This is a genomic window from Pseudomonas sp. WS 5027 (genome assembly GCF_012985695.1).
Lineage (GTDB): Bacteria > Pseudomonadota > Gammaproteobacteria > Pseudomonadales > Pseudomonadaceae > Aquipseudomonas > Aquipseudomonas hygromyciniae.
This window is the reverse complement of the sequence record NZ_JAAQWU010000022.1, coordinates 71512-97909: the sequence shown is the minus strand read 5'-3', so window position 1 is coordinate 97909 and position 26398 is coordinate 71512. Positions and strand designations below refer to the sequence as shown.

Here is a 26398-nt window from a genome sequence, read left to right as displayed (position 1 = left end):
GCGCTGGGCGGCGAAGCCGCCCCAAACCCGGCTATCGCGGTTTATCTGAAGAAACGCGGCGGGCTTATTGGGGCTGCTTCGCAGCCCAGCGCGGGCGATGCGGCGTTCCGACAAGCCCGCTCGCCACAGGGAAGATCGTCAGCTTCTGAAAGTTGTGTAGATGCTTATGCCGCGATGAGGCCATCATGGACAGCGACCTACTGAGTCTGTTTACAACCCTTTGAACACCCCCGGCCGCTTCTCCAGCATCGCCCTTACACCCTCCTTGGCATCCTCGCTGCCCAGCAACTTCTCCACCAGCATCGGCAACCCCGCAGCTGCCGCGCTTTCGCCTTCATCCCTAGCCTGGCGTGCTGACATCAAAGTCGCCTGCACGCCCAACGGCGCCTGGCTGGCAATCCGATTGGCCAGGGCCACCGCCCGGGGCAGCAGGTCTTCGCTGGCCATGACCTCTTGCACCAACCCCAGGCGCAGGGCCTCATGGGCATCGAACTCATCGCCAGTCAGCAGCCAGCGCATGGCGTTGCCCCAGCCGGCAATCTGGTGCAGGCGCAAGGTAGCGCCACCAAAAGGGAAGATCCCACGCTGAACTTCCATCTGCGCAAAGCGTGTATTGCTGGCGCACAGGTTGATATCTGCCGCGAGCATCAATTCGATACCGATGGTCAGGCAATAGCCCTGGACGGCAACGATCACCGGTTTGCTGACTCGTGGCCCGGCGAACACGCCCCATGGATCACAGCCTCCCAGCGGCGGTTGCCAGCCCTGGGCCATGGTATGGGCGACGTTGACCAGGTCCAGCCCGGCGGTGAAGTGGTCGCCATGGCCGAACACCACGGCCACGCGGGCTTCTTCATTGCGGTCGAATTCGCCGTAGGCCAGGCTCAATTCGTTGAGCAGGTCGAGGTCAAAAGCGTTGCGCTTGGCGACCCGATCGAGTCCCAGCAGCAGGACATGCCCTTGTAGTTCACGGCTGACGCGGCTGCTGCTGGCTTGATTCATGGGGAGATCCTCTGGCGCGAAAGGCAGTTTCGGACCGAAGGGCCCACTGCAAAAGGTGAAGCGTTTAAGCGCAATGACCAACAGGGCCGGGCCTTTGAAAAATAGACGCTCCTGCAAGGATGCGCAAAGCCTGTGACACAGAGCAGTTGAATGGTCTTTTCCGATAAAAAAAGCTCCCTTTTTCAGGGATTTCCGGTATAGTGCGCGCCGGCCTTTAACCGGGCCGCGTTTAGGTAGCGCAATTCCCCGAAGTCAGCTTCGGCTGCACGTCCGCACAGCGGACTCTCCCTTGACGAATCTTTTTCATTCATTCGTTTTCGCAAATCCCCGCCGACAAAGCAGCCAGGGCGACTCTTGAGTCTCAACACGGCATGCGCAGCTTTGGAGCATGGGTCTTTGCGGATGCACTTAGAGGCAGACCCATGACCCAGGAAACCGGCGGCTTCGCCGCTTTTAATCTTAACCCGAACATTCTTGCTGCCGTCATCGCGACCGGCTACGAAGAACCTTCGGCTATTCAGCAGCAATCGATCCCGATCATCATGGCCGGCCAAGACATGATTGGCCAGGCGCAAACCGGTACCGGTAAAACCGCCGCGTTCGCCCTGCCTATCCTGCATTGCATCGATCCTGCCAAGCGCGAGCCGCAAGCCCTGATCCTGGCGCCAACCCGTGAGTTGGCGCTGCAAGTAGCAACCGCTTTCGAAACCTACGCCAAGCAAATGCCAGGCGTTACCGTTGTGGCCGTTTACGGCGGCGCGCCTATGGGCCCACAACTGAAAGCAATCCGTAACGGCGCACAGATCGTTGTCGCCACGCCGGGCCGTCTGTGCGACCACCTGCGTCGCGACGAAAAAGTGCTGTCGACCGTGAACCACCTGGTTCTCGACGAAGCTGACGAAATGTTGAAGCTGGGCTTTATGGATGACCTGGAAGTCATCTTCAAGGCTCTGCCACCGACCCGTCAGACCGTACTGTTCTCGGCCACCTTGCCACAGTCGATCCGTGCCATTGCCGAACGCCATCTGCGCGATCCGCAACACGTGAAGATCCAGACCAAGACCCAGACCGTTACCGCGATCGAACAGGCTCACCTGTTGGTTCACGCTGACCAGAAGACCTCGGCTGTATTGAGCCTGCTGGAAGTCGAAGACTTTGACGCCCTGATCATGTTCGTGCGCACCAAGCAAGCGACCCTGGACCTGGCCAGTGCCCTGGAAGCCAAAGGCTACAAAGCCGCTGCGCTGAACGGTGACATTGCCCAGAACCAACGTGAGCGCGTGATCGACTCCCTCAAGGATGGCCGCCTGGACATCGTTGTGGCGACCGACGTAGCTGCTCGTGGTCTCGACGTTCCGCGTATCACCCACGTGTTCAACGTTGACATGCCGTACGACCCAGAGTCCTACGTTCACCGTATCGGCCGTACTGGCCGTGCCGGTCGCGAAGGTCGTGCACTGCTGCTGGTGACTCCGCGTGAGCGCCGCATGCTGCAAGTGATCGAGCGTGTAACCGGTCAGAAAGTTGCCGAAGTCCGCCTGCCGGATGCCCAGGCCGTTCTCGATGCGCGCATCAAGAAACTGACCAACAGCCTATCGCCGCTGGTGGCTGACGCTGAATCGACCCACGGCGACCTGCTGGACCGCCTGACCGCCGATATCGGTTGCACCCCGCGTGCCCTGGCTGCAGCCCTGCTGCGCAAGGCTACCAACGGTCAGGCGCTGACCCTGGCTGCGATCGAGAAAGAACGTCCACTGGTGCCGAACAACGCTCCGCGCGGTGATCGTCCAGAACGTACGGGTGACCGTCCGGACCGTGGTGATCGTGAGCGTCGCGCTCCGGTTCCATTGGCTGAAGGCCGTGCTCGCTGCCGTACCGCGCTGGGCGCGCGTGATGGCATCGCCGCCAAGAACCTGCTGGGCGCTATCCTCAACGAGGGTGGCCTGGCGCGTGAAGCGATCGGTCGCATCCAGGTGCGTGACAGCTTCTCCCTGGTGGAGCTGCCGGAAGATGGCCTGGAGAAGTTGCTGGCCAAGCTGAAGGACACCCGCGTTGCCGGCAAGCAGCTCAAGCTGCGTCGCTATCGCGAAGATTGATCGGCTTGCAGGCTGATTGATCGAACATAAAAAATCCCCGACTGGTTCGGGGATTTTTTTGCCTCGGATTTCACCTGGCCTGGATCTTGGGGGGAGAGGGTTTGTTGTGGCGAGAGGCGCTGCTATTAGTCAAATCGATAGATATCCATCCCCAGGGCGCCCAGGGTGAACCCCTGATGCGCCACACTGAACTGCCCACCCGCGCCGCGCGCGAAATACAGCGGTAACAAGTGCTCATCGCTGGGGTGGCTGCGCACTGCATGGGGGGCTTGCTTGCGGTATTCGTGCAACGCAGCCTCATCCTGTGCGGACAGTTTGTCGACCACCCAATCACGAAACTCCCGCGCCCAGGGCTCAATGCTTTCCGGGCCGGCGTGCCAGTCCAGCTCACCGAGGTTATGGGTAATACTGCCGGAACCGATCAGTAGAACACCCTCTGCGCGTAAGCTTGCGAGAGCCTGCCCGATCCGGGTTTGCAGCGCGGGGCCCATATGGCTGGGCAGGGACACCTGCACCACGGGGATATCGGCCGCCGGGTACATTAACGACAGCGGCACCCAAGTGCCATGGTCAAAAGGACGCTGGTTGTCGAGGCGGGCCTGTAGGCCATTGGCGGTGAGCAGTTCGACGATCTGTCGTGCGAGTGCAGGGTCGCCGGGCGCTGGATACTGCACTGCAAACAGTTCGGGAGGGAAGCCACCGAAGTCGTGCCAGGTCTCTGGGGCAGGGCTGCCACTGACCAGTAGTTCATGGCTTTCCCAGTGCGCGGACACCACCACGATAGCCTTGGGCCGTGGCAGGGCATCAGCCAGTCGCTCCAGGGCCGGCCCGCTGGCGCCAGGTTGCAGGGCAAGCATGGGCGAGCCGTGGGAAATAAACAGGCTGGGGAGCATGGGCAGGGTCCTCAAGGTTAAGATGGGACCATCTTCAATCAGATCATTGATCTAAATCTAATATAAGTTTTAGCGCTATTTGATCGAATTTTCAGGACTACTCATGGACTCCACCTTTTGGCATGACCGCTGGGCAAGCAATCAGATCGGCTTTCACCTGCCCGAGGTCAACCCCTACCTGCAGCGGCACTGGCCGGGCCTCGGGTTGGCCAATCAGGCACGGGTACTGGTGCCGCTGTGTGGCAAAAGCCTGGACCTGATGTGGCTGGTGCAGCAGGGGTATGGGGTGCTGGGTGTGGAGCTCTCGGAAAAGGCAGTCCAAGGGTTTTTCCAGGAGCATTGCCTGGTTGCGCAAGTCAGCCAGCGGGGAAGCTTCAAGGTTTATCAGGCGGGCGCTATCGAATTGTGGTGCGGCGATTTTTTTGAATTGAGTCGTGAGGATGTAGCGGGCTGCACGGCCCTCTATGACCGTGCGGCGCTGATTGCCTTGCCGCCGTTGATGCGCGAGCGCTACACGGCGCATTTGCAGGCGATTGCGCCACAGGTGGAAAGTGGTCTGCTGATCAGTCTGGATTATCAGCAGGTCCAGAAAGCAGGCCCGCCATTTGCGGTCAGCGACGCTGAAGTCCATAGGCTACTGGGAGCGCACTGGCGGCTGAGCACCCTGGAGCAACGGGATATCCTGGCCGAGAGCCCGAAGTTCGCCCAGGCTGGCGTCACGCGGCTGGAGGAGCGGGTCTACCAGTTGGCGGGGCGGTAAAATCTGCGGCCACAAAAAAGGGGCGATTGGATCGCCCCTTTTTTACTTGCTGGCTGGCTGTCAGCCGCGACGACGCAGCGCGTCGATCCGCTCTTCCAGCGGTGGGTGGCTCATGAACATACGCGCCAGGCCTTGCTTGACGCCGCCGTTGATGCCGAAGGCATTCAGGGTGTCAGGCATATGCACTGGCAGGCCCTGCTCGGAGCGCAGGCGTTGCAGGGCGCCGATCATGGCGGCAGTACCGGCCAGTTGGGCACCGGCTTCGTCGGCGCGGAATTCGCGTTTGCGCGAGAACCACATCACGATGGAGCTGGCGAGGAAGCCCAGTACCAGTTCGGCAAAGATGGTCGCCACGTAGTAGGCGATACCCTGGCCGCCTTCGTTCTTGAAGATCACCTTATCGACAAAGTTGCCGATGATCCGCGCAAAGAACATCACGAAGGTGTTCACCACGCCCTGGACCAAAGCCAGGGTCACCATGTCGCCGTTGGCGACGTGGCCGATCTCGTGGGCCAGTACAGCCTTCACTTCGTCGGGCGAAAAACGCTCCAGCAAACCCTGGCTGACGGCAATAAGAGCATCGTTCTTGTTCCAGCCGGTAGCGAAGGCGTTGGCCTCGTAGGCCGGGAAGATCCCGACTTCCGGCATCTTGATCCCGGCTTCGCGGGACAGTTGCTCGACGGTCTGCAGCAGCCATTGCTCATGCCGGGTGCGCGGCTGGGTGATGATCTGGGTGCTGGTGCTCATCTTCGCCATCCACTTGGAGATGAACAGCGAGAAGATCGAGCCGGCAAAACCAAAGACGGCACAGAAAACCAGCAGCTGATTGAGGTTCAGATCAACCCCGTTGGCCGCCATGAACCCGTTGAAGCCGAAAAGGCTCAGGGTGATGCTGGCAATCAGCACGACCGCCAGGTTAGTGGCCAAGAACAGCAGGATGCGCATCATGGTTGTAGAATTCTCCTCATGCTTAATATGTCGCGTACTGCGGGGTATATAAGGTGCGGCACTGGGCTATTCAACCGGGCGACTATTTCAAACTGTGTCCTACAGCTTGAATGTAGAGCCGTGAAGGGAATTTCTGACTCTGGATGTCGCTGGAAACTCCCGTTCGGCAGCCTTGGAGCCCCGTGATTGTTGGGACGTACAGAGTAGAAGGGAATCGGGGCAGGGTAGAAGGTGTTTCTGCCCGATGCGGGCAAAGATGTGTTGCCAGATACTCGCTGTACGACCTGTAGCGGGTCGTACAGCGAAAGCACGGTTACTGGCGATAGGACTTCAGGAAGTTGCCGATGCGCCCGATGGCCATGTCCAGGTCATCTACGCGCGGCAGGGTCACCACGCGGAAGTGATCAGGCCACGGCCAGTTGAACGCCGTGCCCTGGACCACCAGGAGCTTTTCCGACAGCAGCAGGTCGAGTACGAACTTCTCATCGTTGTGGATCGGGCAGACCTTCGGGTCGATCCGTGGGAATGCGTACAGGGCGCCCATGGGTTTGACGCAACTGACGCCGGGAATGTCGTTGAGCAGTTCCCAGGTACGGTTGCGCTGCTCCAGCAGGCGGCCGGCAGGCAGCACCAGGTCGTTGATGCTCTGGTAACCGCCCAATGCCGTCTGGATCGCGTGTTGGCTCGGCACGTTGGCGCACAGGCGCATATTGGCCAGCATATCGATGCCTTCGATATAGCTCTGGGCATTGTGCTTGGGCCCCGAGATGGCGACCCAGCCGGAACGGAAGCCCGCCACCCGGTAGGATTTGGACAGGCCGTTGAAGGTCAGGCACAACAGGTCCGGTGCGAGGGAGGCCGTGCAGATGTGCACAGCGTCGTCATAGAGGATCTTGTCGTAGATCTCGTCGGAGAACACCACCAGGTTGTGCTGGCGCGCCAGTTCCAGCATGCCCAGCAGCACTTCCTTGGAGTACACCGCGCCGGTCGGGTTGTTGGGGTTGATGATGACCAGCGCCTTGGTATTGGGGGTGATCTTGGCTTTGATATCGGCCAGGTCCGGCCACCAGTTGGCTTGCTCGTCGCACAGGTAATGCACCGGATGGCCGCCGGCCAGGGTCACGGCGGCGGTCCACAGCGGGTAGTCAGGCGCCGGCACCAGCACTTCGTCGCCATTGTTGAGCAAGGCCTGCATGGCCATCACGATCAACTCGGAGACACCATTGCCCAGGTAGATATCTTCGATACCAACCCCTTCAACCTGCTTTTGCTGGTAGTACTGCATCACCGCCTTGCGTGCGCTGAACAGACCTTTGGAGTCGCTATAGCCTTGGGCGGTGGGCAGGTTGCGGATCACGTCCTGGAGAATTTCATCCGGCGCTTCGAAACCAAAGGGTGCTGGGTTGCCAATGTTCAGCTTGAGGATGCGATGACCTTCCTCTTCCAGGCGTTTGGCGTGCTTGAGCACTGGGCCGCGAATGTCGTAGCAGACGTTGGCGAGCTTGTTCGATTTGCTGACCTGCATGGCGATGTGATCCCGAAAATGAACGATCCAGACGATGTGAAGACTACCGTGCTGGGAATCCTGCGTGTGGCCTGACCCGTAAATACGTTTGAATGCCGATAACGCGGGTGCCAGACTGGCGCTTTGAAGAGGCGCAATCATACGTGCCGCCTGATCCATGGAAAAGACACAGATCAGGCTTTTTCAGTAGTCGAGGTGTATTGATGGAAAAGTTGGATAAGACCCCGGATGAATGGCGGGAAATGCTCGATCCTGCGCAGTATCAAGTGTGTCGCCTCAAGGGCACCGAACGGCCGTTTTCCGGTAAGTACAACGCCACCACGACCGATGGTGTGTATCACTGTATTTGCTGCAATGAACCGCTGTTCGATTCCAAGACCAAATTCGATGCCGGTTGTGGCTGGCCCAGTTTTTATAAGCCGATTGCCGACAGCGCGATGATCGAGATTCGTGACGTCAGCCACGGGATGATTCGCACCGAAGTGACCTGTGCCAAGTGCGATGCGCACTTGGGTCATGTATTCCCTGATGGACCGCCGCCTACTGGCTTGCGTTACTGCATCAACTCGGTGTGCCTGGACCTGGTTCCACGCTGAAAGCCCTGTAGTCAGAGGGCTGTTATGAAGAGGTGCTTGCGTGGCGAGGGGGCTTGTTGTGGCAAGGGGGACAAGCCCCCTAGCCACAAGGTGATGTTGGGTTATCAGTCTGATCAATTAAATTGCATGCAATTTACTTGCTCGCTATGTTTCATCTTTCTTCTTTGCCTGCGAGGCGTCCCCATGAGCGACAATCTGCTGACCATTCCCTGCACCACCATCAAGGGTGAGCAAAAGACCCTGGCAGACTTCGCCGGCAAGGCGATCCTGGTGGTCAACACCGCCAGCAAATGCGGGTTTACCCCGCAGTACAAAGGCCTTGAGCAACTCTGGCAGCAGTACAAGGACCAGGGCCTGGTCGTGTTGGGCTTTCCGTGCAATCAGTTCGGCAAGCAGGAACCGGGTAACGAGGGTGCCATTTCTGAGTTTTGCGAGCTGAATTTCGGGGTCAGCTTCCCGCTGTTCAAGAAGGTCGATGTCAATGGCGGCGAGGCCCATCCGCTGTTTGTGCAGTTGAAGCAGCGTGCGCCAGGTCTGCTGGGCTCCAAGGGCATCAAGTGGAACTTCACCAAGTTCCTGATCGGCCGAGATGGCCAGGTGGTCAAGCGTTTTGCCCCGACCACCAAACCCCAAGAGCTGACCCAAGAGATTGAAGCGTTGCTCAAATGAACGACTTGCCTGCCGTATCCCTGGCTTTGGATGACCAGCTTTGCTTCAAGCTTTACGCGGCCTCCAGGGCGGTGACACGGGCCTATAAACCGATGCTCGACCAGTTGGGCCTGACATACCCGCAATACCTGGTCATGTTAGTCCTGTGGGAGTGGCATGCCTGCGCACCGCCCCAGCCGACGGTCAAGGCGCTGGGGGAGCGCTTGTTGCTCGACTCCGGCACTTTGACGCCGCTGCTCAAGCGCCTGGAACAACTGGCGCTGATCAAGCGTCGCCGGAGCGCGGTCGATGAGCGTGAAGTGCACCTCAGCCTTGCCGACGCAGGCCAGGCGCTGCGGGACCGCGTCCAGCCGCTGAAGGCCCGCCTGTTGTGTGACAGCGGCGTGGACCTGAGCCAGGCCGATGCTCTGCGCCAGGGCCTGGACCAGTTGCTGCGGCAAGTCAGAGCGTTGTCGTAGTCGGCACCCAGAGGTCGAGCAGGGCGTTGAGTTCTTCGCGGCGAAAGGGCTTGGCCAGGTAGTCGTTCATCCCGGCGGCCCTGCACCGTTCGCGTTCCTCGGCCAGGGCATTGGCGGTCAGTGCGACAATCGGCAGCTCTGGCCAGCGCCCGCTGCGGCGAATCTGCCGGCTTGCCTCGTAGCCATCCATGACCGGCATGTTGCAGTCCATCAGCACCATATCGAAACGTTGTTCTTCCAACTGTTTCAACGCCTCGCCGCCATGGGCGGCGACCACCACCTCGCAGCCAAGCTTACTGAGCATGCCTTTGGCCACCAGTTGATTGACCGGATTGTCCTCCACCAACAGGATGCGCGCCCGGTGGGCGACCGGGCTAGCTTCCAATTGGGCCAGGTCGAGGACGATTTCGCTGTCGGCGCGCAGGGTGCGCTGCAAAACCTGATACAACGCGGCGCGGCTCAGCGGGCGGGCCTGCTGTTGCAGGGGCGCCAGCGCGGCCACTTCCTCGCTGGGCATGAAGTTGCCGTAGGCGGTGACCAGCAGGATCGGTGCCCTGACGCTCGGGCGCAGCCGGAACAGGCATTCGGGGCAGTCGGTGATCAGGATGTCCGGTGCAAGGCTGCTCAAATCATCGTCGATCGTATAGCTGCGCGGCGTCAGTCCCCAATGCGGCAGCAGGGTGTGCAGCAGTTCTGCCAAGCCGCTGCTGACCCCGGTAATGACTGCAACTTCGCCGCTCAACGGGCCGGGCCGCGCAGCCGGTGTGTGGGCGGGAAGTGGCAGTTCGGCACAGAACTGGCTGCCGAAGCCGGTTTCTGAGCTGATGGTCAGCCGACCTTGCATGGCCTCGCAAAGATTGTAGGTCAGCGCCAAGCCCAGGCCAGTCCCGCCGAACTGGCGGGTAATGCCAGCGCCCGCCTGGGTGAAGGGTTTGAAGATCCGTGCCTGGGCCTCTTGGGCAATGCCGATACCGGTGTCACACACTTCGATCCGCACGCCATCGGGTTGGGCACTGAGGCGTACATCGACGCGGCCGAACCGGGTGAACTTCAAGGCATTGGACAGCAGGTTACTGACAATCTGCCGGACCCGGGTCGGGTCACCCACGACTTGGGCGGGAAACTGTGGGTCGATCAGGCAGGTCAACTCCACACTCGGCGCGGCGTTTTGCGACAGCAGGTTGGCGGTGTCTTCCACCTGGGAGCCGAGGTCGAAGGGGATGCTCTCCAACTCCAGTTGCCCGGCATCGAACTTGGACAGGTCGAGAATATCGTTGAGTAGCTCTACCAGAACCTTGCCGGAGTCATGGGCAATCGACAATTGTTGGCGCTGCTCGGCATTCAGGGCGCTGTCCAGGGACAGCGCAATCATGCCCAGCAGGCCATTGAGCGGAGTGCGGATTTCATGGCTCATGTTGGCAAGGAAGGCCGCACGCGCCTGGGCCATGCCCAGGGCGGTCATTTTCGACGCCTCCAGTTCTTCGTTGGATTGGCTCAGCCGCTGGTTGATCGCCTTAAGCTCGGTGGTACGCGCCGAAACAATGTCTTCCAACTGGCCAAGGTACTCGGTCAGGCGGTCCTCGGCGTGGCGTCGTTGCTGGATTTCGGTCTCCATATTCTCGAACTGTTGGTTGGCGACGTTGACCAGCACGCCGATCTCATCGTGTTCGTGCCCGGGCGGGCAATCCAGGCGAGTCTGGGGCGCAGTACCGGGGCTGCGGGTGCTCAGTTCGTGGATGATGCGCACCAAGGGCTGGGTCAGCATCACGTAGAACAGGCCCAGGAGGATACCGGTCAGGATCAGGCTGCGGGCAAAGCCATTAAGCAGGGTGATCTCGGCACGGCGCAGGAAGCGGCTGCCGAACGCGTAGGTGTCGACGTCAAGGCGTAACACACCGAGGGACTCGTCGGGCATATGGGTGAGGTACAGGCGGTCTTCGAACTGGCGGTTGGCGCCGAACAGGAAGTCGCTGATGGGGCGGTAGCTGCTCTCCTTGCGCGGCCTGTCAACGTCAGCCAGCACCAGGCCATTGTTGTCGACCAGTTGCGCCCGGGTAATGGCGGGGGAGTGCAGCAGGCCCAGGGTCAGTTCCTGTGCCAGTTCGGCGTCGATGTTGTAGGCGATGCGTGAGGCCGGGTTGTGACTGATTTCAAGCAGCGCGTGTATTTCACGGTTGATGGACGCGTCTTCGCTGGCATAATCAATGCCGATTTGGATCAGGCTGAGCAAGGTTCCCAATACGAAACCGACCAGCACAGTCAGTCTGGCTTGTTTATAAGACAAGCGGTGGGCGAACTTGATATCCATTGGGTGCTGAGCCACTTTACGTTTCCCTTCGCCCGGCAAGCATAGCTGAACATCCTCGGCGCCAGCCTTGCCCGGCATGAATCGTTTTTCAGGTGCAGCCGTCTGGCAACTGCGTCAGGGTTGCCAATACGCCATCTTTTACAAGAACTTGCCACAGGAATAGTCATGGATTCGCGATTGAATGCCTTTCTTGAGCGGGCCGATGCGGTGCTTGCTCGTCTGGAACCCCTGTTGCCAGCGCCTCGTGCGGTGATTGACTGGAACCACTGCCTGGCGGCTCGCTGGCAGCGCGAGGGGCGCAGCGGTTTTCTGCTGCCGTTGGAAGTCAGCCTGGATATGCGCCTGTCCGACCTGATCGGCGTCGACAAGCAACGCGAGCAATTAGCGCGCAATACCCAGCAGTTCCTCGATGGCCTGCCTGCCAACCATGCATTGCTCTGGGGCTCGCGTGGCACTGGCAAGTCCTCCATGGTCCGCGCCTTGCTGGCCCAGCATGCCAAGGCCGGCTTGCGCCTGATCGAAATCGAGCGTGACCACCTGGCTGACCTGCCGCGAGTGGTCGAACAACTGCTCAAGCTGCCACAGCGTTTTATCCTGTTCTGCGACGACCTGTCGTTCGAGGCCGGCGAAGGCGATTATCGTGTGCTCAAGAGCGTGCTCGACGGCTCGCTGGAGCAAGCCCCGGAAAACGTATTGCTGTACGCCACCTCCAACCGTCGTCACCTGGTGCCGGAAAACCAGAGCGACAACGACAACTGGAAACGCGTGGATGGTGAGCTGCACCCCAGTGAGGCGGTGGAAGACAAGATCGCCTTGTCCGACCGTTTTGGCTTGTGGTTGTCGTTCTACCCGTTCACCCAGGAGCACTTCCTGGACGTGGTGGAGCACTGGATCGGCGAGCTGGCGAACAAGGCAGGCTTGCAGTGGCAGCGCGACGAGGCACTCGACATCCTTGCGGTGCGCTGGGCGACGGGCCGTGGCAATCGCAACGGCCGGTGTGCCTACCAATTCGCCCGCTACTGGGTGGGTCTCAAATTGCTGGAGCGTCAGCCATGATCGATTTACAACAGGCGGGCAGCGGTCTCGATGGGTACGCCATGCTCTGTGCACAGCTGGAATCGCTGCTGGCCGATGAGCGCGACTTTATCGCCAACGCGGCGCAGTTTTCCGCGTTCCTGTACCACCAGCTCGATGACTTGAACTGGGCTGGCTTTTATCTCAACCGGGATGAAGAGCTGGTGCTCGGGCCTTTCCAGGGGCAGATCGCCTGCGTGCGGATTCCGTTTGGCCGGGGTGTATGTGGTGCCGCGGCGGCTTCACGGCAAACCCAGCGGGTGGAAGATGTGCATGCGTTTGCCGGGCACATTGCCTGCGACAGTGCTTCGAACAGTGAGTTGGTGGTGCCAATGATCAAGGATGGGAAGTTGATCGGGGTGCTGGATCTGGATAGTCCGAAATTGGCGCGTTTCAGTGCTGAGGATCAGGTGGGGATTGAGCGGCTGGCCGCCATTTTTCTGCGGTTGACGGCCTGCTGAGTAAGCTCCGTACCCTGTGGGAGCTGGCTTGCCTGCGATGGCGCCCGGAAGAACACTGGGAGTGTCAGGCCCCCCGTCTTCGTTAGCGACCATCGCCGGCAAGCCGGCTTCTACAGTGGAACGAGGATTTCCAACTGCTCCTGCAGCGCGTGCTCAAGGTCGACCATGGCTTTTTCGATGGCCATGATCCAGGTCTCGACTTGCGCCAGGTCGGCATCCTCGCCAGCCTGTTCCAGCACCTCGCATTGCTCAGCCAGTGTGCGGGCTTGGGCGATCCTGGCGGCGCCCTTGATCTTGTGGGCCTGGTCGATCAGGTCCTGGCGTGCACCTTGTAGGGGCAATGCCATGAGTTCCTCGCGATCACGCCGGCTGCTGCTCAACAGTTCTTCCAACAGACGTTGGCTGAGCAGTGGATCGCCGCCGGTGAGGGCGTTCAGGCCGTCGAGGTCAAAGATCCGCGTTGGCGAGTGTGGGGTGATTTCGGCCAACTGGTGCTCCAGTGTCGTGAGGCTGATGGGCTTGAACAGGCAGTCATTCATGCCCGCGTCCCGGCAGCGTTGCTTTTCCTCCGGCTGGGCATTGGCGGTGAAGCCCAGAATGATACAGGGCGTCATGTTCTCCCGTTGCTCATGTTCGCGAATTGAACGGGCCAGTTCATAACCGTTCATTACCGGCATATTGCAGTCGGCAATGATCAGGTCGAAGTGTTCCTGGCGCCAGGCCTGGAAGCCCGCCGCGCCATGTTGGACTGCGGTGAAGCGATGCCCGAGGAAGCCCAGTTGCTGACACATGAGCAGGCGATTGGCCGGATGGTCGTCCACCACCAGCACATTCAGCACGGCTGCGGCATCCTGGGCCGCAGGCTTGAGTTCGATCAGTGGGTAGGCAGGAGGCAGGCTGGTCAGCTGCAGCGAGACAAACACCTGGGTGCCGACACTGGGGACGCTGCTCAAGGCAAGCTCTCCGCCCATCATTTCGCACAGGCTGCGACAGATCACCAGGCCAAGACCGGCGCCGCTTCTGGCCAGGTGCCCGGAATTGTCGGCCTGGGAAAAAGGTTCGAACAGGCGTTGCTGATCATCCCGACTGATACCGATACCGGTGTCCTCGACCACCAGTTTCATCTGGATCTGTTGTGGCTCTCCGGTGGCCTGGATATCCACCTTGATCTTCACCTCACCCTGCTCGGTGAACTTGATGGCGTTGCTCACCAGATTGGACAGGACCTGTTTGAAGCGCAGGGGATCGATCTGCACATCACGTTCTTCGACGCCGGGGTTGAACTCCAGCAGCAGGTTGAGGTTTTTCTGGCGTGCCAGGCCGTCGAATACCCGCACGACCGACTCGGTCAGCTCCCGCAGGTTGACGCGCTCCGGCGCCAGGCTCAGGCGACCCGATTCGATGCGCGCGATGTCGAGGATATCGCCAATCAACTCCAGCAAGTCCTTGGCCGAGTTGTAGGCCACCTCGATCGCCGGACGATCCAGGTGCCCCTGGTCGGCCCGCTTCAGGGTCAGCTCCAGCATGCCGATCACCGCAATGACAGGTTGATTTAGTAGAAAATGCTACCATCCCACATCGACAAGAGTTGAGAGCATCCATGACCAGCGCACACCCACTGCCCAGAGCCTTTGCAGAGGTCTTTCAGGGCAACGACAGGATCAACGTATACAGCTACATCCGCTTTTCATCCAAGGCCCAAAAGCTTGGATTCAGTGAGATGAGGCAGATTGATCAACTGAACCGCTTTTTCGAGCACTACCCACAGGCTCGACAGGTCGAGCGCTATGAAGACCTCGGCGTCTCTGCCTTCAAGGGCAAAAACCTGAAATCCGGGCAATTGGCCCTATTTGTTGAGCGAATCAAAGCAAAGGAGATTCTCCCCAATGCCCTATTGCTGGTGGAATCCTTCGACCGGATCAGCCGTATGGGCGGATACGATGCCCTTGAACTCATAATCTCCATAATCCAAGCGGACTGCGCCATTTATACGCTTTTTGATAATCGTCTCTACTCTCGCCGTAAAACAGACAGCAGCGCTGACATCAGCCTAATCCAAAACATTCTTGAAAGGGCCAATGATGAGAGCCGTTCAAAATCCGAACGTGTCTCGGACGCCAAAGCCAGAAATTTATTGAAAGGTGAAAACGGCGGCATCATCACGAAGCGCTGCCCTTTCTGGATCAGTTTCACAGATGGGAAATTTGTCCTAAATGAACACGCTCAGGCCATCAGCCGAGCCGTTGAACTTTGCTTTGACATGGGATTTCAAGCAATTGCAAAAACGCTGAACGACGAGATCCATCCGAAAAAATACACAGAAAGCATCGTTGGTAAATTTTTACGCCAACCAGCAATCTATGGTTCATTTATCGCTATGGAATGGGACGAATCAGGCAAGCCGGTGCAGTTGAAGAAAGAAATTAAAGGCTATTACCCTGCTGTCATCACAGAAGCCGAATTTCATAGAATCAGTGTAAAGCTCCAAGAAAGACAAGATCCGAAACTGGCTGGCCGTAAAGCGGCAGAGTTTAAAAACATTCTCCGAGGATTGGTTTATTGCGCTTGTGGATCTGGTTTTCGCTACCACGCTCAGAAAAGTGGTTATGTTGATCTCGTCTGTTCTGCATCGCTAACTGGACGCTGCACCTCAGCCAAACCCGGAAAAGGCGTTAGATACCGCTATGCACGACTGGAAGAAATTTTTCTGGCTTATCAGGCAAAAATCCCCTTCCACAGAATTATTGCGAAAACAGAAGATATTCAAGCACTGGAAAAAGCCCATGGTGAAATTTCAGGATTGTTGATCCAAAAAGAAAAAGCATTGGCTAACAATTTTTCAATTTTGGAAAAGGCGTCAGAAAGTGCGCAAAAATACGTCCTAACCAGAATCGAAGAAGTGAGCCAAGAACTCGACCAGCTCAAAGCCAAGGAGCAGGAAATCAGCCACAGAATTAGCACCCTGCACCTTGCAAGTAAATCCACCATTAACGTGATGGAAATTTACAAACTACTCCTAACGGAGCACGGTCGAATGAGGGTTAACAACTTCTTGCAAGGTCAGGGCGTAAGGCTCAATGTCACGCCAATAAAGAAGAAACACTATATCATTGATCTTTACCTTGGTGATATTCACATTGATCGCATTCAAGTGACCCCAGATGGTTATTTTGCTGATAAAACTGTTAACCTCTGACACCGCTATCCAGCCCTAAAAACGCACCCAAGCAAGCTTGGGCACCTTTTAGGGCTTTGCCCAAGAGCATTCAAGCAGGCTGGACAAATCCAGCCCAAAGCAAAACCTGACAAGTCAGGTTCAGCCGGACAAATCCGGCTCAAATCAAAAGCATTGATCCAAATGCTACTATTTAAGTAGGGCTTCTTTTAACCCGTTGGGCTTATTACCAGACTTAACTTCGTTAAGACGCTTCGCTTCCGGTAATAAGCACGGGTTCCTCGCCGGAATGGCAGAAGCAAAAGCAAAGCGGCACCAATAAAATATTCAACATGAGGACAAAATGAATGATAAAAAAATAACTTCGATGATTTTCAAGACTTTGAACTATACAAACGAGATCAAGAAAAAATCAACAAATGGACATGGCGGTCGCCGTCAATTGTTCAAGAGCCTGCGCCACTCTCTGCGCATTCCCGCAAGCCAGCCCAAGAAGCTGGAATGGTTCGATGAACAATCCCACCTTAACCTAATTTGGCTTCCAGAAACGGGCACGATAAAACTCAACGATTATCCAAAAGAACAGAGAGAAGCACTTCTTGTCAAAATAACGACCGAGGCGGAATCCCCGAGCATCGCAGAAGATAACAGGTCAGAACTTATTGCGTTGCGTGCCAAGTTAAAAAATACCGTGAAAAATGCCAGTAAAAAAGAAACTGATGATGGAAGCATTCTCGCCTTTCAGAACATCCTGAACGTGTCAGGCATTGCTGATACTGAACAACTTCTATCCGACCTTAACCAGTTCGACATTAAGCGCAAAGGCCAGAAACTCGACACAGCAAGGCAGTTTCTCGAATGCCATAACGAGATAGAACGTGGGGCCAAACCGCTGATCAAAAAAAATCAGGCGGTGATACAGGAAGCCTTTTTCAAATTCCCATCCAAGAATGAGGTTGAAGGTATACTGCCAGAAAAACGCATCGACCTAATAAGGAGTTTTTACAATAACATTTTCCCAGAACACCCTATTCATTTTGTTGTATTGCATGGTGATGAAGATGCCGACCTGACGGAGCATAGCGACCATCCGCATATTTTTATATCCACTAAAAACAGTAAGACCGGGCGCTATGATTTGCGAGACACACAGATAAAGAGGGTTAATGCTTATTTGAAAAAGTATCGTCCAGGAACAAATCCTATTGGCGAAAAACCCGACTTTCTGGAGTCACAGTTACTGTTTGGGTATCTGCAAGATATGTTTTACGCCTACACCAATAACACATTATTGAAAGAAACGCCTTATCGAGCCAAGAAGCACGAAAAGACAGAGGGACATATGAAAACCCTTCGATATATCAACGCAGAGGCTAAAAAACCGAAATCAGAACGAGAGTTCAGCCTTTACCACCTCGCCAAAGAAAAAAGAGATATTGCAATTAAAAATGCCGAATTAGCAAAGCAAGAGGCGGAAAAAGCCAAAGAATACACTCAAAAAGCAAAACGATATGTTTCCTCACAATTGACCAAAGCAGAGGATGCCATAGAGCGTCAAAGACTCGCAGAGCAATCCACAGCAGAAGAGAGAGAGCTTGCGGAAGCATACAGAAGAAAGTCAGAAAACTACCAAGGCGTAATATCAACTCTTCGAGTCGAACATGTAAAGGTAGAGGCCGACACCGCAAGGCTAAAAGCAGAGTTAAAATTATTCCGTAGCAATATGTCAGAGCTGATTGACGGAATAACCAATTGGCTCGAAGAAACTTTCGCCGCACGACGCAAGGATATTCAAGATAAATATTTGGAGAGAGCGAGAAAAGCATATGAGAGGGTTCGTGAGAATGACAAGTCCGAGGATAGTCGTTTTACCAAGAAGGCAGAGGCGCAGGTAGATACTCAACTGGCAGAATTAGAACTATATGACAATGAGCTTCTTGGCATGCCAGCGGCGAAGGAGGTAAGGAAAAGGATCATAAAGCCAATTTAATTTGTGCGTCCGTCGAAGACTTTTTAGACGCACAATGGAGATAGCTGAATCAGTTAACAAACCCCCATTGCTAAATGGGGATGGGCAAACCGTCGGAGACTATGATTTTTCGCTTTTTTAGAAAACCGTGAATAAATGATCAAGTCGATTAAAAACAAATCCCTTAAAACTTGCGCTTTAAGGGGTAAATGTTAGGTTATATAAAGGAGTAGAGATTATGCGCCGCCAAGCCATTTAATTTCTACATTATCAGTTTGCTAATTCAGTTTAACATTTAAGAATTAAGTTGCAAGGATAAAACATAATCTTCTCCTAAAAATAATAAAAATTTTAGAGGAGAATATGCGTGATACACAAACAGCCCTTGAGCTTTACAAGTCAAAACTTCCACCCAAGCCATACCATACGAATAATTATACTTTTGGCAAACAGGTCGGCTCTTTAAAGTCAGCCCTTAAATCTACATACCTACAACCAAACTCACTGACACATAAGTATTTCATTATTCTGGATTTGGACAGTGATACCAGTGTGCTGGATTGGACAGATAAAGGCTTACCACCCCCACACCTCATAGTAAGAAATTTAGATAATGGTCGTTCTCACATGACCTACATCCTAAAAACATCTGTCAAAATCGACGTAAGCGGGCGTTTAAAGCCCCTCAAATACTGTTCAGACGTAGAGCATGGGCTTGCTGTGAGGATCGGCGCAGACATGAACTACAATGGACTCTTAACGAAGAATCCGTTCAATACATCTGCCTTTAAGGTTTTTTCATTTCAAGATGAACCATATGACTTAGATTATCTTAATGAATTTGTAGATAAAGACCTTGTTAGACAGCAGAGGGAGGCTAAGAAAAAGAAAAATGTAGAGGATGGGTTTGCGTCAGGACGAAATTGCACTTTGTTCGAAACACTGCGTTTATGGGCATACTCGAACTGGCACAGGTTCCACCAGGTCGAGCTGCATGCCGAGATCCTTGACCAAGCGATGCTGTCCAACACTTTCGAGTGTCCATTAGGCATGAACGAGGTTAGAACCATCGCAGACAGCGTATATCGTTTTATCACCCAGCACTTCTCGATTGAAAGACTCAACGAACTGAAAAGCGAGCGAGCTAAGCAATCAAGAGCCAAAAGCAAAGGGAACGTGATTTACACAGGGGAGAAACCTTGGGAGACGGAAGGTATTCCATCCTCGACTTTCTATTATAGAAAGGCCAATGATGTAGCGCCGGAGCATAAAAATGAATCCAGAGATAAGCCTTGGGAAAAGCTCAATATTAGTAGAAGAACGTATTACAGAAGGAAAAGCCAAGGACTCATTGAGGCAGATTAATTTGAATTTGGCACTAAAGTTGGAATTTAACTATATCAGGGATAATAGCCCCGTAGGGGGAGTGTCTTGGCGAGGACTTATCCAAATTAATAGATAAATTTCGAAAAAGACAAAACCGCCCATCCAAGGCAGATTAATTTGAATTTGGCACTAAAGTTGGAATTTAACTATATCAGGGATAATAGCCCAGTAGGGGAGTTTCTTGGCAGGGGTTTTCCCTTCCTAATCCAATATTCTCGCTCAAACTCCAAATATCTCTCTTCTACGGTCTATAACCTTTTGAATTTTTTCCCTATAGGTTTTCCAGATAGGAATATCAAAGGTCATGCTTTGCTCAACAATCAGGCGAGCATGTGCCTTGCAATGCGCATTCAACGGCCTCCACGCATCCATTTTAAGGCTCAAATCATCTTGATTAAATATTGCCGGGTTGAAGGAAAGAAAAAACTCTAAAATTTTCACTCCTTCAAACCGATCAGTTAGAATGACTCTTTCCAACTCGTGAATGGAATTATTGAGCTGAACTACCGCGTCTTCGTAATTGTCTGCTTTATCCATTGTGACGCACTCCATTTTTCACAAAACATTAGGCTCGGAATGAGAATTTGTCAAGTATTTATTCTGGCAGGGATAGTGCGTGAGACAAAAGTTGCACTTTTACTATATCAGGGATAATAGCCCCGTAGGGGGAGTATCTTGGCGGAGGCTTTTCCCCAACTCACAGACAAATTTCGGAAAATATTATAGAAAGAAAAGCCAAGGACTAATTTAAGTGGCGAAATATCAATTTGGCACTAAAGTTGGAATTTAACTATATCAGGGATAATAGCCCCGTAGGGGGGCGCATCTTGGCAGGGCATCTCCAATATACTCCCATAAATTTTTCGGGAAAACAAAAAGCCAACCTTGGGAGAAATTAGGCATAGGAAGAACAAAGTGGTATGAGCTTGGCAAGCCGGACATGATTTAGTCGCGGACAAAAGTTGGAATTTAACTATATCAGGGATAATAGCCCCGTAGGGGGAGTATCTTGGCGAGGATTTGTTCCAGTTCACATATAAATTTCGGAAAATAAAAAACCGCCCATCCAAGGCGGTCTTTATTTGAGTGTCTTGTTTATGGCGTTGCTGTTCCGCCATTAGCGTTCTCTCTCGCAAATTTCAAAGTAATGACCCCGCTACCGTTTGATCCGCAGTAAGTCGATACATTGGATATCTTATAATCTTCATTATATTTCACAGTTCCGACGCTATCCCACCCTACTGCCTTTTGAGATTTCACGATATTTGCACAAACCTCGCCTTTTGGAATATTTGTATATTGAATGGAGAATCCACTGGGGGTTTGCCCATCAATTGTCACTTCTCCGCCAAATACGTTTTGAACTTTAATTCCTCCTTTTGTTGTCTTGAGGCTGCTTGGATAGATACCAAGATTCATCGCTAATCTATTGCCGCCCGTTGTCAGTTGTGCAGTATCTTCTGATGCAAAAAGCTGTTCTGTTTGGGAGAATATTGTTGATAGCTCTTTGTTAACTGTTGAGGCGTTGCTCGAATTTCTTGACTGAGAGTAAAGCGCAAATACCCCAGCTACTACTGCCGCAAAAATGGCAAACCATATCAAGGCTTCAATTAGCGTAAGCCCGATATTATTTCTTGTTTTGATTTTCATTAGTGTTAATGTTTGTTATATTTATTATCCTATCACTTTATTTTATTGTTTAGCCTTGTAATTGGAGTTTTAAATGTTACGCTAATTTTAGCTGGTGTTTTTTGTTGTTATTAAATATTTAGCTAACGTTGTTATCAAACCGTCCGCGAGGGCGGTTTTGTTATTTCTCAGCCTCAAATTCCTGGCAGTAGGGCAGTCAAACATTTCTACAAATCCATCCAATGATTGCGTTCATGGGGGTGCGGATCTCATGGCTCATGGTCGCCAGGAACGTGCTTTTCGCGCGATTGGCCTCATCTGCGCGGTCCTTGGCAGCACGCAGGTCGTCGAACAATTGGCGACGCTCGCTGATGTCGATCCAGCCGCCGATGATGCCCTGCACCATACCGACCGAATCCCGGTAAGGCAGGATCCAGTGATAGATCGTCAGGTGTTGCCCGTGAATCTGCAGAGAGCGGTCAAGGATCAGTGGCGTGCCCTCGGCCACCACGCGCAGATAGTCGGCATGGTACTGGTTGGCCTGGGCCGCGTCCGCCAGGTTGATTTGCATGACACTCTTGCCAATGACCTCCTCGCGCCTGACGCCGAAGACCTGCAAGTAACTGTCATTGCACGTCTGCAGCAAACCATTGCGATCCCGCACGTAGATGGGGTGAGGTGTCTCATTGACCAGGGCCCGCATGAATTCGTATTGGTCGCTTAAGGCCCGCTCTGCCATCTGCCGGTGCTTGATCTGCCTGCGCATGTAGCCGTTCCAGGCCAATGAAGTGAGCAACAGCAGCCCGGCGGCGCTGATGATCTGGATAATCAGGCGGTGATAGTTGCGCCAATAACTGTCGGATGCGGCCGTGTAGCCACGCCAGCGGTTGTTGATAACCCCCAGTTCATCCGGCGCGATGCTGAGCAGGGCCTTGTCAAGAATGGAGGCCAGTTCGGTGGCGCTGCGTGACGTTGCCAGGGAAAAAGAGGCCAGTTGCGTGCCGATACTTGAACTGATCTGCAATCGGTCGTGAAAGAACTGGGAGGAAAGGAAGTAGTTGGCGACCACCAAAGAGTTGACGGCCCCATCCACTTGTCCCTGGGCGAGCATTTCCGATGCCTTGAAAGTATCGGCGGCCTGCACCAGGGTGATCTGTGGAAACTCCCGGCGCAGATAATCCACCAAGGGGCTGCCTTCGGTGACTGCCATTTTTTTTCCTGCCAATTGCTCAAGGCTGGAGGGGGCTCCAGGCACCTTGCACGTGAGCAGGACGTAGGAGCTCTGCAGGTAGGGACGGCTGAAATTGAGCCTGGCTTCACGTTCGCGGGTCGGACTGATGGCGGCAATGATGTCGGCGCTACCGTTCTCGACCTGCTCGATCATCTGGTTGACGTTGCGGGTGTACTGGAACTCCAGGCGCAAGCCCGTGCGTAGCCGGATCAGTTCCAACAGGTCGGCGGTTATGCCCCGCAACTGGCCGTCTGAATCGACGAACGTCAGTGGCGCGAAGGTTTCGTTGATGAGCACTTTCACCACCGGGTGGTCCTTGAGCCAGCGTTCTTCACGCTGGCTCAACTGCAGCTTGTGGTCGGTCAGCAGGATATCGCTGCCTGCGCTCCAGCGTTTGGCGATGCTTTCGCGCTCGTGGGTCTCGACACTGGCGAGGACCGCATCGACGATGCCCAGCAGGGTTTGCTGGTCACGATGTACGGCAAAGCTGAAGCCGTACGCTTCGTGCTTGCCGAAATTGGCCATGCGGATGTTCTTCAGGTAGCCCTTGTTGATCATGTAGTGGGTGGAAATGGTATCGCCGAGAAATACGTCGGCCTGGTCGAAAGCCACGGCGTTCAGCGCATTCAAATAAGACGGATAGACCTGGATGATCGCATTGGGGTACAGCGCTTCGACTTCCTTCAGCGGCAGGTAGTGGTAGACAAGGCTCAGGCGCATGCCCGCCAGCCCTTCGTTGAGCGGGCGGGTTTCTGCGTCACGGGTGACCAGCACCGGCTGGTCGACCGCGTAGGGTGTTGACAGGACAATGTCGGCGTTGTTCGCTTCAAAGCCGTTGGCGCTACCCAGCAAATCGATTTTCCCGTCTTCCAGTGCCTGGATTGCCGCTTCCCGCGACGGGTAGCGCATCACGGTGATGGGCACTGCCAGGGTTTTGGCGAGGATACCCGCGTAGTCGGCAGTAATACCTTCGTAGTCATGACCGCTGGCGGTGATGTCGAAAGGCTGGTAGTCGGGTATCGAGGTGCCTAGCACCAGTTCGCGCTTGTTTTGTAGCCATTGGCGCTGGGCAGGGTCCAGTTGAACGTTCAACTGAACGATACCGGCACGACTGAGCAGAGAGTAGCGTTCTGGAGCGGTTTGAGTGGCTGGCACGGCTGTACTCAAGCACAGTCCGGTACTCAAAATGATTAGATAGTCCTTTAAACGCCTTGGCATCCTGTTTCTCACACTAACGCGTTGCGTTTTGCCATCTCGATAAGTTCTACCAAAGACTTGGCTTTGAGTTTTTGCATCAATCGTTTTTTATAAGTGCTGACAGTTTTGTTGCTGAGGAACATGCCTTTGGCAATTTCCTTGTTTGTGCGACCTTGCGCGAAAAGTTGTAAGACCATAAGTTCTCGGTCATTGACTGATTTGAAAAGAACCAATTCTTCGTTTTCACCCAGCTCGGCGCCAGTAGTATTCAAGGCCTGACTTGGGAAATAGTTGTAACCTGAAAGTACAGCCCTGATGGCACTTAGCAGTTCGCTTAAGTCACCTTTTTTGCAGACATAACCGTCGGCACCTGAACGCATGCAGCGTGTGGCAAAAAGTGTCGGAGATTGGGCCGTCAGAATCAGGGTTTTCATTGGCGTACTCATAGCGTTGAACCTGCAGAGGACCTCCAGACCGTCGAGCTTGGGAATACTGATATCAAGTATGATGAGGTCTGGAAGGCATTCGCGGACCATTTGTATTGCGTCGCAACCGTTATCTGTTTCACCGACTACTTTGTAACCTTCGTGTTCCAGCAACATTCGGATTGCAAGTCGAATAACCGGGTGGTCGTCAATAATAAAAACTGTATTCATGAGCCAATTCCATACTAGTGCAAATAAGCGCGCACATTAGCTCAGAAGGTAGGTCAGGAGCATGAAGGGAAGGCTGAGTAGATATAAAACAGGAAAATTCCTACGCATAAAAAAGCATTGGACTACGATGTGCTAAGGCTTTATTGCTCGTATTGTAAGAGTTTCTTAAGTGAAAGGCTCTAAAGTTGGACGGTGTTATTGATAGGCTGAATAAGGGTGATATTTCATTTGCAAGAGCGTTTAATGTCCTACGTTGGAAGTTGAAAAATTACCTAGGCGATAACAGCATGCAGGTGCGGCAGGGTGCTTCAGGTTTGCCACACTGTTTTTGCTTAATTCCAAGGCCGCACTTTTTAATCCTGGCCAAGCCCTGATTGGCTGATCAACTCGATCCAGGCTTCTTTGTTCAAGGGTTTGGTCAAATACCCCAGCAGACGCAAGTTGCGTTGAATGGCAAGGGTTTTCAAATATTCCAGTTCAAGGGCCGGCAGGCCACTTAGCAATACCGCACTTTTGACAAAGCCTGCATGGCTGGCGATCTCCACCAGCTCCAACCCGGTGAGGTCGGGCAGGCATTGATCACATAACATGACATCAAAGGGGGCCTCGGTTGCTCTCATCAACTTGATCGCCTGCTCGGCATTTTCAGCAGGGGTCAGTTGGTTGAAACCGAAACTCTTGAGCAGGCATTGGATGGCCAGGAGTTGGAACGGGTGATCTTCCACCAACAGGATGCGCAATTGTCGTTCGGGCATAGGAGGTTCCGTGGAAGTAGCAGCAGCGGGAAAGTGCAAGCCATTGCCTGTGTTGAATGACCCAATGAACCAGGCGCTGGGCGATCGTGGGTTGGGGTGAATGTAGGAGCTGATCACTGGAGTGGATCAGAGAGGGGTGATTATTCATCGGGTGTTGGGGCGAGTTCGATCAGGCCGCTCTGGTGCCAGCGTAGGTCGATTCTTCGAGGCAAGTGCCCAGGCAGGAAAGCCTGCCCGGGCCATGGGTCATTGAGGGTGCGAACGCCCAGTCATCTCCCGTGCCATTTCGCTGGCGTAGCTGTCGGTCATGCCGGCGATGAAGTCGATCATGCGCAGGAATGAGCGGTGCAGCGGCCAATCAGGATGGGGGGCGCTATTACCCAGCAAATCGAGGACGCGTCGATTCTTGAAGGACGGGGTACGGCCGCCATGTTGTTCCAGGGCAGCGCCACAGAAGGTGTTCAGGAGGATCTCCAGGGTGGTATAGGCGCCGATCTCATGCAGTGTCTTGCGCTTGTCCTGGAAGATTTTCTTGCGCGCCATGTCCTTGGCATTCAGTACGCAACGTTTGGCCGGGCCATGCATATGCTCCACCAGATCGCCTTGCAGGGTCCCGGCCAGCAGCGCTGGCTGTTGTTCAACGAACGCCCGTGCGGCGGCGTTGGTCAGGTGCTCGATCGCCTTGCCACGCAGAATCGCGAGTTTGCGCCGCCGGGAATCCTGGGGGCCCAGTTGCCGGTAGGTTTCAGGCAGGTCATCGCCTACCAGGTTCAACAGCAGTGACTCGACCTCGGCATACTCCAGCAAGTCCATTTCCAGGCCATCTTCCAGATCGATCAAGGCGTAGCAGATGTCGTCGGCGGCCTCCATCAGGTAGACCAGCGGGTGGCGCGCCCAGCGTTGTTCTTCGAGCTGTGGCAGGCCGAGTTTCTGGGCGATCTGTTCAAGGATCGGCAGCTCGCTCTGGTAGCAGCCGAACTTGTGTTTCTTGTAGCCCAGGGAGTCGGCGTGACGGGCGGTCCAGGGGTACTTGAGGTAAGTGCCCAGGGTGGCGTAGGTCAGGCGTGTGCCGCCGTCGAACTGGTGGTACTCCAATTGCGTCAGCACTCGGAACCCTTGCGCGTTGCCTTCGAAGTTGAGGAAGTCATTGCGCTCGGCGCCGCTCATGTCGTCCAGCCAGCCACGGCCTGCCGCCTGCTGGAACCAGTGGCGAATTGCATCTTCGCCAGAATGGCCGAACGGCGGGTTGCCGATATCGTGGGCCAGGCACGCCGATTGCACCACCATCCCCAGGTCACTGGGGTCGCACCAGTCGGGCAGGGCGCTGCGAATGGTCTCGCCGACGCGCATACCCAGGGAGCGACCCACGCAACTGACTTCCAGCGAGTGGGTGAGCCGTGTGTGGATATGATCATTGCTGGTCACCGGATGAACCTGGGTCTTGCGGCCCAGGCGGCGAAAGGCGCCGGAGAAGATGATCCGGTCATGGTCTTTGTGAAACGGGCTGCGGCCCAGTTCTTCCGGGCTGTGCAGGGATTTTCCAAGGCGTTCGCGGGTAAGCAGGGTAGGCCAATCCAAGGCGAGGGCTCTCCGTGGGATAAATGTCGACC

At 54.8% G+C, this 26398-nt stretch carries 20 protein-coding genes and 2 pseudogenes; 10 read left to right on the top strand and 12 right to left on the bottom strand.

The window, feature by feature from the left end:
- Nucleotides 1–210: 210 nt before the first annotated feature.
- A complete protein-coding gene (locus HBO09_RS23500; RefSeq protein ID WP_170060971.1) occupies nt 211–1002 on the bottom strand; it encodes a crotonase/enoyl-CoA hydratase family protein in 792 nt (263 codons plus the stop codon).
- Nucleotides 1003–1424: 422 nt separating this feature from the next.
- Between HBO09_RS23500 and HBO09_RS23495 the strand changes: the two genes are divergently transcribed.
- Nucleotides 1425–3098, top strand: a complete 1674-nt coding sequence (locus HBO09_RS23495; protein WP_017136163.1) for a DEAD/DEAH box helicase — start codon at nt 1425–1427, stop codon at nt 3096–3098.
- A 125-nt stretch (nt 3099–3223) separates the two neighbouring features.
- Here the strand turns inward: HBO09_RS23495 and HBO09_RS23490 are convergent, their stop codons facing one another.
- A complete protein-coding gene (locus HBO09_RS23490) occupies nt 3224–3991 on the bottom strand; it encodes a class III extradiol ring-cleavage dioxygenase (protein WP_169998309.1) in 768 nt (255 codons plus the stop codon).
- A 103-nt stretch (nt 3992–4094) separates the two neighbouring features.
- Between HBO09_RS23490 and HBO09_RS23485 the strand changes: the two genes are divergently transcribed.
- On the top strand, nt 4095–4751 hold the full coding sequence (locus HBO09_RS23485) for a thiopurine S-methyltransferase (RefSeq protein ID WP_169998307.1): 657 nt from the start codon (nt 4095–4097) through the stop codon (nt 4749–4751).
- Nucleotides 4752–4811: 60 nt separating this feature from the next.
- Here the strand turns inward: HBO09_RS23485 and htpX are convergent, their stop codons facing one another.
- On the bottom strand, nt 4812–5699 hold the full coding sequence (htpX, locus tag HBO09_RS23480) for a protease HtpX (RefSeq protein WP_169998305.1): 888 nt from the start codon (nt 5697–5699) through the stop codon (nt 4812–4814).
- 313 nt (nt 5700–6012) lie between these two features.
- The gene (locus tag HBO09_RS23475) at nt 6013–7224 is read right to left on the bottom strand and encodes a pyridoxal phosphate-dependent aminotransferase (RefSeq protein ID WP_029298044.1); all 1212 of its coding nucleotides are present in this window, start codon (nt 7222–7224) and stop codon (nt 6013–6015) included.
- Between the two features lie 203 nt (nt 7225–7427).
- Here HBO09_RS23475 and msrB point away from each other — a divergent pair, with 203 nt between their 5' ends.
- The 3 genes from msrB to HBO09_RS23460 all read left to right on the top strand — a co-directional run bounded on the left by msrB (nt 7428) and on the right by HBO09_RS23460 (nt 8947).
- Nucleotides 7428–7820 (top strand): peptide-methionine (R)-S-oxide reductase MsrB, encoded by a 393-nt coding sequence (gene msrB / locus HBO09_RS23470; RefSeq protein WP_169998303.1) that lies wholly within the window; start codon nt 7428–7430, stop codon nt 7818–7820.
- Between the two features lie 183 nt (nt 7821–8003).
- The gene (locus HBO09_RS23465) at nt 8004–8489 is read left to right on the top strand and encodes a glutathione peroxidase (RefSeq protein WP_029298051.1); all 486 of its coding nucleotides are present in this window, start codon (nt 8004–8006) and stop codon (nt 8487–8489) included.
- A complete protein-coding gene (locus HBO09_RS23460) occupies nt 8486–8947 on the top strand; it encodes a MarR family transcriptional regulator (protein WP_169998301.1) in 462 nt (153 codons plus the stop codon). The genes HBO09_RS23465 and HBO09_RS23460 overlap by 4 nt, the downstream gene beginning before the upstream one ends.
- On the opposite strand, the gene HBO09_RS23455 is transcribed toward HBO09_RS23460, so the two are convergent.
- Nucleotides 8931–11255 carry a response regulator gene (locus tag HBO09_RS23455; RefSeq protein WP_169998319.1) on the bottom strand — a complete coding sequence of 775 codons (2325 nt, stop codon included), beginning with the start codon at nt 11253–11255 and terminating at the stop codon, nt 8931–8933. The genes HBO09_RS23460 and HBO09_RS23455 overlap by 17 nt on opposite strands.
- 165 nt (nt 11256–11420) lie before the next feature.
- On the opposite strand from HBO09_RS23455, the gene HBO09_RS23450 reads away from it, so the two are divergent.
- Nucleotides 11421–12311 (top strand): ATP-binding protein, encoded by an 891-nt coding sequence (locus HBO09_RS23450; RefSeq protein WP_029298058.1) that lies wholly within the window; start codon nt 11421–11423, stop codon nt 12309–12311.
- A complete protein-coding gene (locus tag HBO09_RS23445; RefSeq protein ID WP_169998298.1) occupies nt 12308–12790 on the top strand; it encodes a GAF domain-containing protein in 483 nt (160 codons plus the stop codon). Before HBO09_RS23450 ends, HBO09_RS23445 begins: the two co-directional genes overlap by 4 nt.
- A 110-nt stretch (nt 12791–12900) precedes the next feature.
- Here HBO09_RS23445 and HBO09_RS23440 read toward each other — a convergent pair.
- Nucleotides 12901–14337 (bottom strand): annotated as a pseudogene (locus HBO09_RS23440) (ATP-binding protein); the annotation flags it as partial.
- Nucleotides 14338–14390: 53 nt separating this feature from the next.
- Here HBO09_RS23440 and HBO09_RS23435 point away from each other — a divergent pair.
- The 3 genes from HBO09_RS23435 to HBO09_RS23425 all read left to right on the top strand — a co-directional run bounded on the left by HBO09_RS23435 (nt 14391) and on the right by HBO09_RS23425 (nt 19299).
- The gene (locus tag HBO09_RS23435) at nt 14391–15986 is read left to right on the top strand and encodes a recombinase family protein (RefSeq protein ID WP_057384460.1); all 1596 of its coding nucleotides are present in this window, start codon (nt 14391–14393) and stop codon (nt 15984–15986) included.
- 322 nt (nt 15987–16308) lie between these two features.
- Entirely contained in the window at nt 16309–17955 is a 1647-nt protein-coding gene (locus tag HBO09_RS23430) for a hypothetical protein (RefSeq protein ID WP_095023870.1), read from the top strand.
- 342 nt (nt 17956–18297) lie between these two features.
- Nucleotides 18298–19299, top strand: coding sequence for a replication initiation protein (locus tag HBO09_RS23425; RefSeq protein ID WP_095023871.1), 1002 nt, complete (start codon nt 18298–18300; stop codon nt 19297–19299).
- Nucleotides 19300–19539: 240 nt separating this feature from the next.
- Here HBO09_RS23425 and HBO09_RS23420 read toward each other — a convergent pair whose 3' ends face one another.
- From HBO09_RS23420 to HBO09_RS23395, 6 genes and pseudogenes are all read right to left on the bottom strand, one after another.
- Nucleotides 19540–19857 (bottom strand): hypothetical protein, encoded by a 318-nt coding sequence (locus HBO09_RS23420; protein WP_057384159.1) that lies wholly within the window; start codon nt 19855–19857, stop codon nt 19540–19542.
- 558 nt (nt 19858–20415) lie between these two features.
- Nucleotides 20416–20970: a type 4 pilus major pilin gene (locus HBO09_RS23415; protein WP_170060969.1), complete on the bottom strand. Its 555-nt coding sequence runs from the start codon at nt 20968–20970 to the stop codon at nt 20416–20418.
- A 217-nt stretch (nt 20971–21187) separates the two neighbouring features.
- Nucleotides 21188–23398, bottom strand: a pseudogene (locus HBO09_RS23410) (transporter substrate-binding domain-containing protein); the annotation flags it as partial.
- Nucleotides 23399–23406: 8 nt separating this feature from the next.
- Nucleotides 23407–24033: a response regulator transcription factor gene (locus HBO09_RS23405; RefSeq protein ID WP_169998294.1), complete on the bottom strand. Its 627-nt coding sequence runs from the start codon at nt 24031–24033 to the stop codon at nt 23407–23409.
- 353 nt (nt 24034–24386) lie between these two features.
- Complete coding sequence (locus tag HBO09_RS23400; protein WP_169998292.1) at nt 24387–24788, bottom strand: response regulator; 402 nt, start codon at nt 24786–24788, stop codon at nt 24387–24389.
- Nucleotides 24789–25034: 246 nt separating this feature from the next.
- On the bottom strand, nt 25035–26366 hold the full coding sequence (locus HBO09_RS23395) for a deoxyguanosinetriphosphate triphosphohydrolase (protein ID WP_169998290.1): 1332 nt from the start codon (nt 26364–26366) through the stop codon (nt 25035–25037).
- Between the last annotated feature and the right edge of the window lie 32 nt (nt 26367–26398).

Bases quoted from the DNA above. Each gene is read 5' to 3' on its own strand.
- HBO09_RS23400 (WP_169998292.1), bottom strand. From the start codon at position 24,788: ATGCCCGAACGACAATTGCGCATCCTGTTGGTGGAAGATCACCCGTTC.
- HBO09_RS23465 (WP_029298051.1), top strand. From the start codon at position 8,004: ATGAGCGACAATCTGCTGACCATTCCCTGCACCACCATCAAGGGTGAG.
- HBO09_RS23415 (WP_170060969.1), bottom strand. From the start codon at position 20,970: ATGAAAATCAAAACAAGAAATAATATCGGGCTTACGCTAATTGAAGCC.
- HBO09_RS23425 (WP_095023871.1), top strand. From the start codon at position 18,298: ATGCGTGATACACAAACAGCCCTTGAGCTTTACAAGTCAAAACTTCCA.
- HBO09_RS23500 (WP_170060971.1), bottom strand. From the start codon at position 1,002: ATGAATCAAGCCAGCAGCAGCCGCGTCAGCCGTGAACTACAAGGGCAT.
- HBO09_RS23455 (WP_169998319.1), bottom strand. From the start codon at position 11,255: ATGGATATCAAGTTCGCCCACCGCTTGTCTTATAAACAAGCCAGACTG.
- HBO09_RS23445 (WP_169998298.1), top strand. From the start codon at position 12,308: ATGATCGATTTACAACAGGCGGGCAGCGGTCTCGATGGGTACGCCATG.
- HBO09_RS23420 (WP_057384159.1), bottom strand. From the start codon at position 19,857: ATGGATAAAGCAGACAATTACGAAGACGCGGTAGTTCAGCTCAATAAT.
- HBO09_RS23490 (WP_169998309.1), bottom strand. From the start codon at position 3,991: ATGCTCCCCAGCCTGTTTATTTCCCACGGCTCGCCCATGCTTGCCCTG.
- HBO09_RS23460 (WP_169998301.1), top strand. From the start codon at position 8,486: ATGAACGACTTGCCTGCCGTATCCCTGGCTTTGGATGACCAGCTTTGC.
- msrB (WP_169998303.1), top strand. From the start codon at position 7,428: ATGGAAAAGTTGGATAAGACCCCGGATGAATGGCGGGAAATGCTCGAT.
- HBO09_RS23495 (WP_017136163.1), top strand. From the start codon at position 1,425: ATGACCCAGGAAACCGGCGGCTTCGCCGCTTTTAATCTTAACCCGAAC.
- HBO09_RS23475 (WP_029298044.1), bottom strand. From the start codon at position 7,224: ATGCAGGTCAGCAAATCGAACAAGCTCGCCAACGTCTGCTACGACATT.
- HBO09_RS23405 (WP_169998294.1), bottom strand. From the start codon at position 24,033: ATGAATACAGTTTTTATTATTGACGACCACCCGGTTATTCGACTTGCA.
- HBO09_RS23450 (WP_029298058.1), top strand. From the start codon at position 11,421: ATGGATTCGCGATTGAATGCCTTTCTTGAGCGGGCCGATGCGGTGCTT.
- htpX (WP_169998305.1), bottom strand. From the start codon at position 5,699: ATGATGCGCATCCTGCTGTTCTTGGCCACTAACCTGGCGGTCGTGCTG.
- HBO09_RS23430 (WP_095023870.1), top strand. From the start codon at position 16,309: ATGAATGATAAAAAAATAACTTCGATGATTTTCAAGACTTTGAACTAT.
- HBO09_RS23435 (WP_057384460.1), top strand. From the start codon at position 14,391: ATGACCAGCGCACACCCACTGCCCAGAGCCTTTGCAGAGGTCTTTCAG.
- HBO09_RS23485 (WP_169998307.1), top strand. From the start codon at position 4,095: ATGGACTCCACCTTTTGGCATGACCGCTGGGCAAGCAATCAGATCGGC.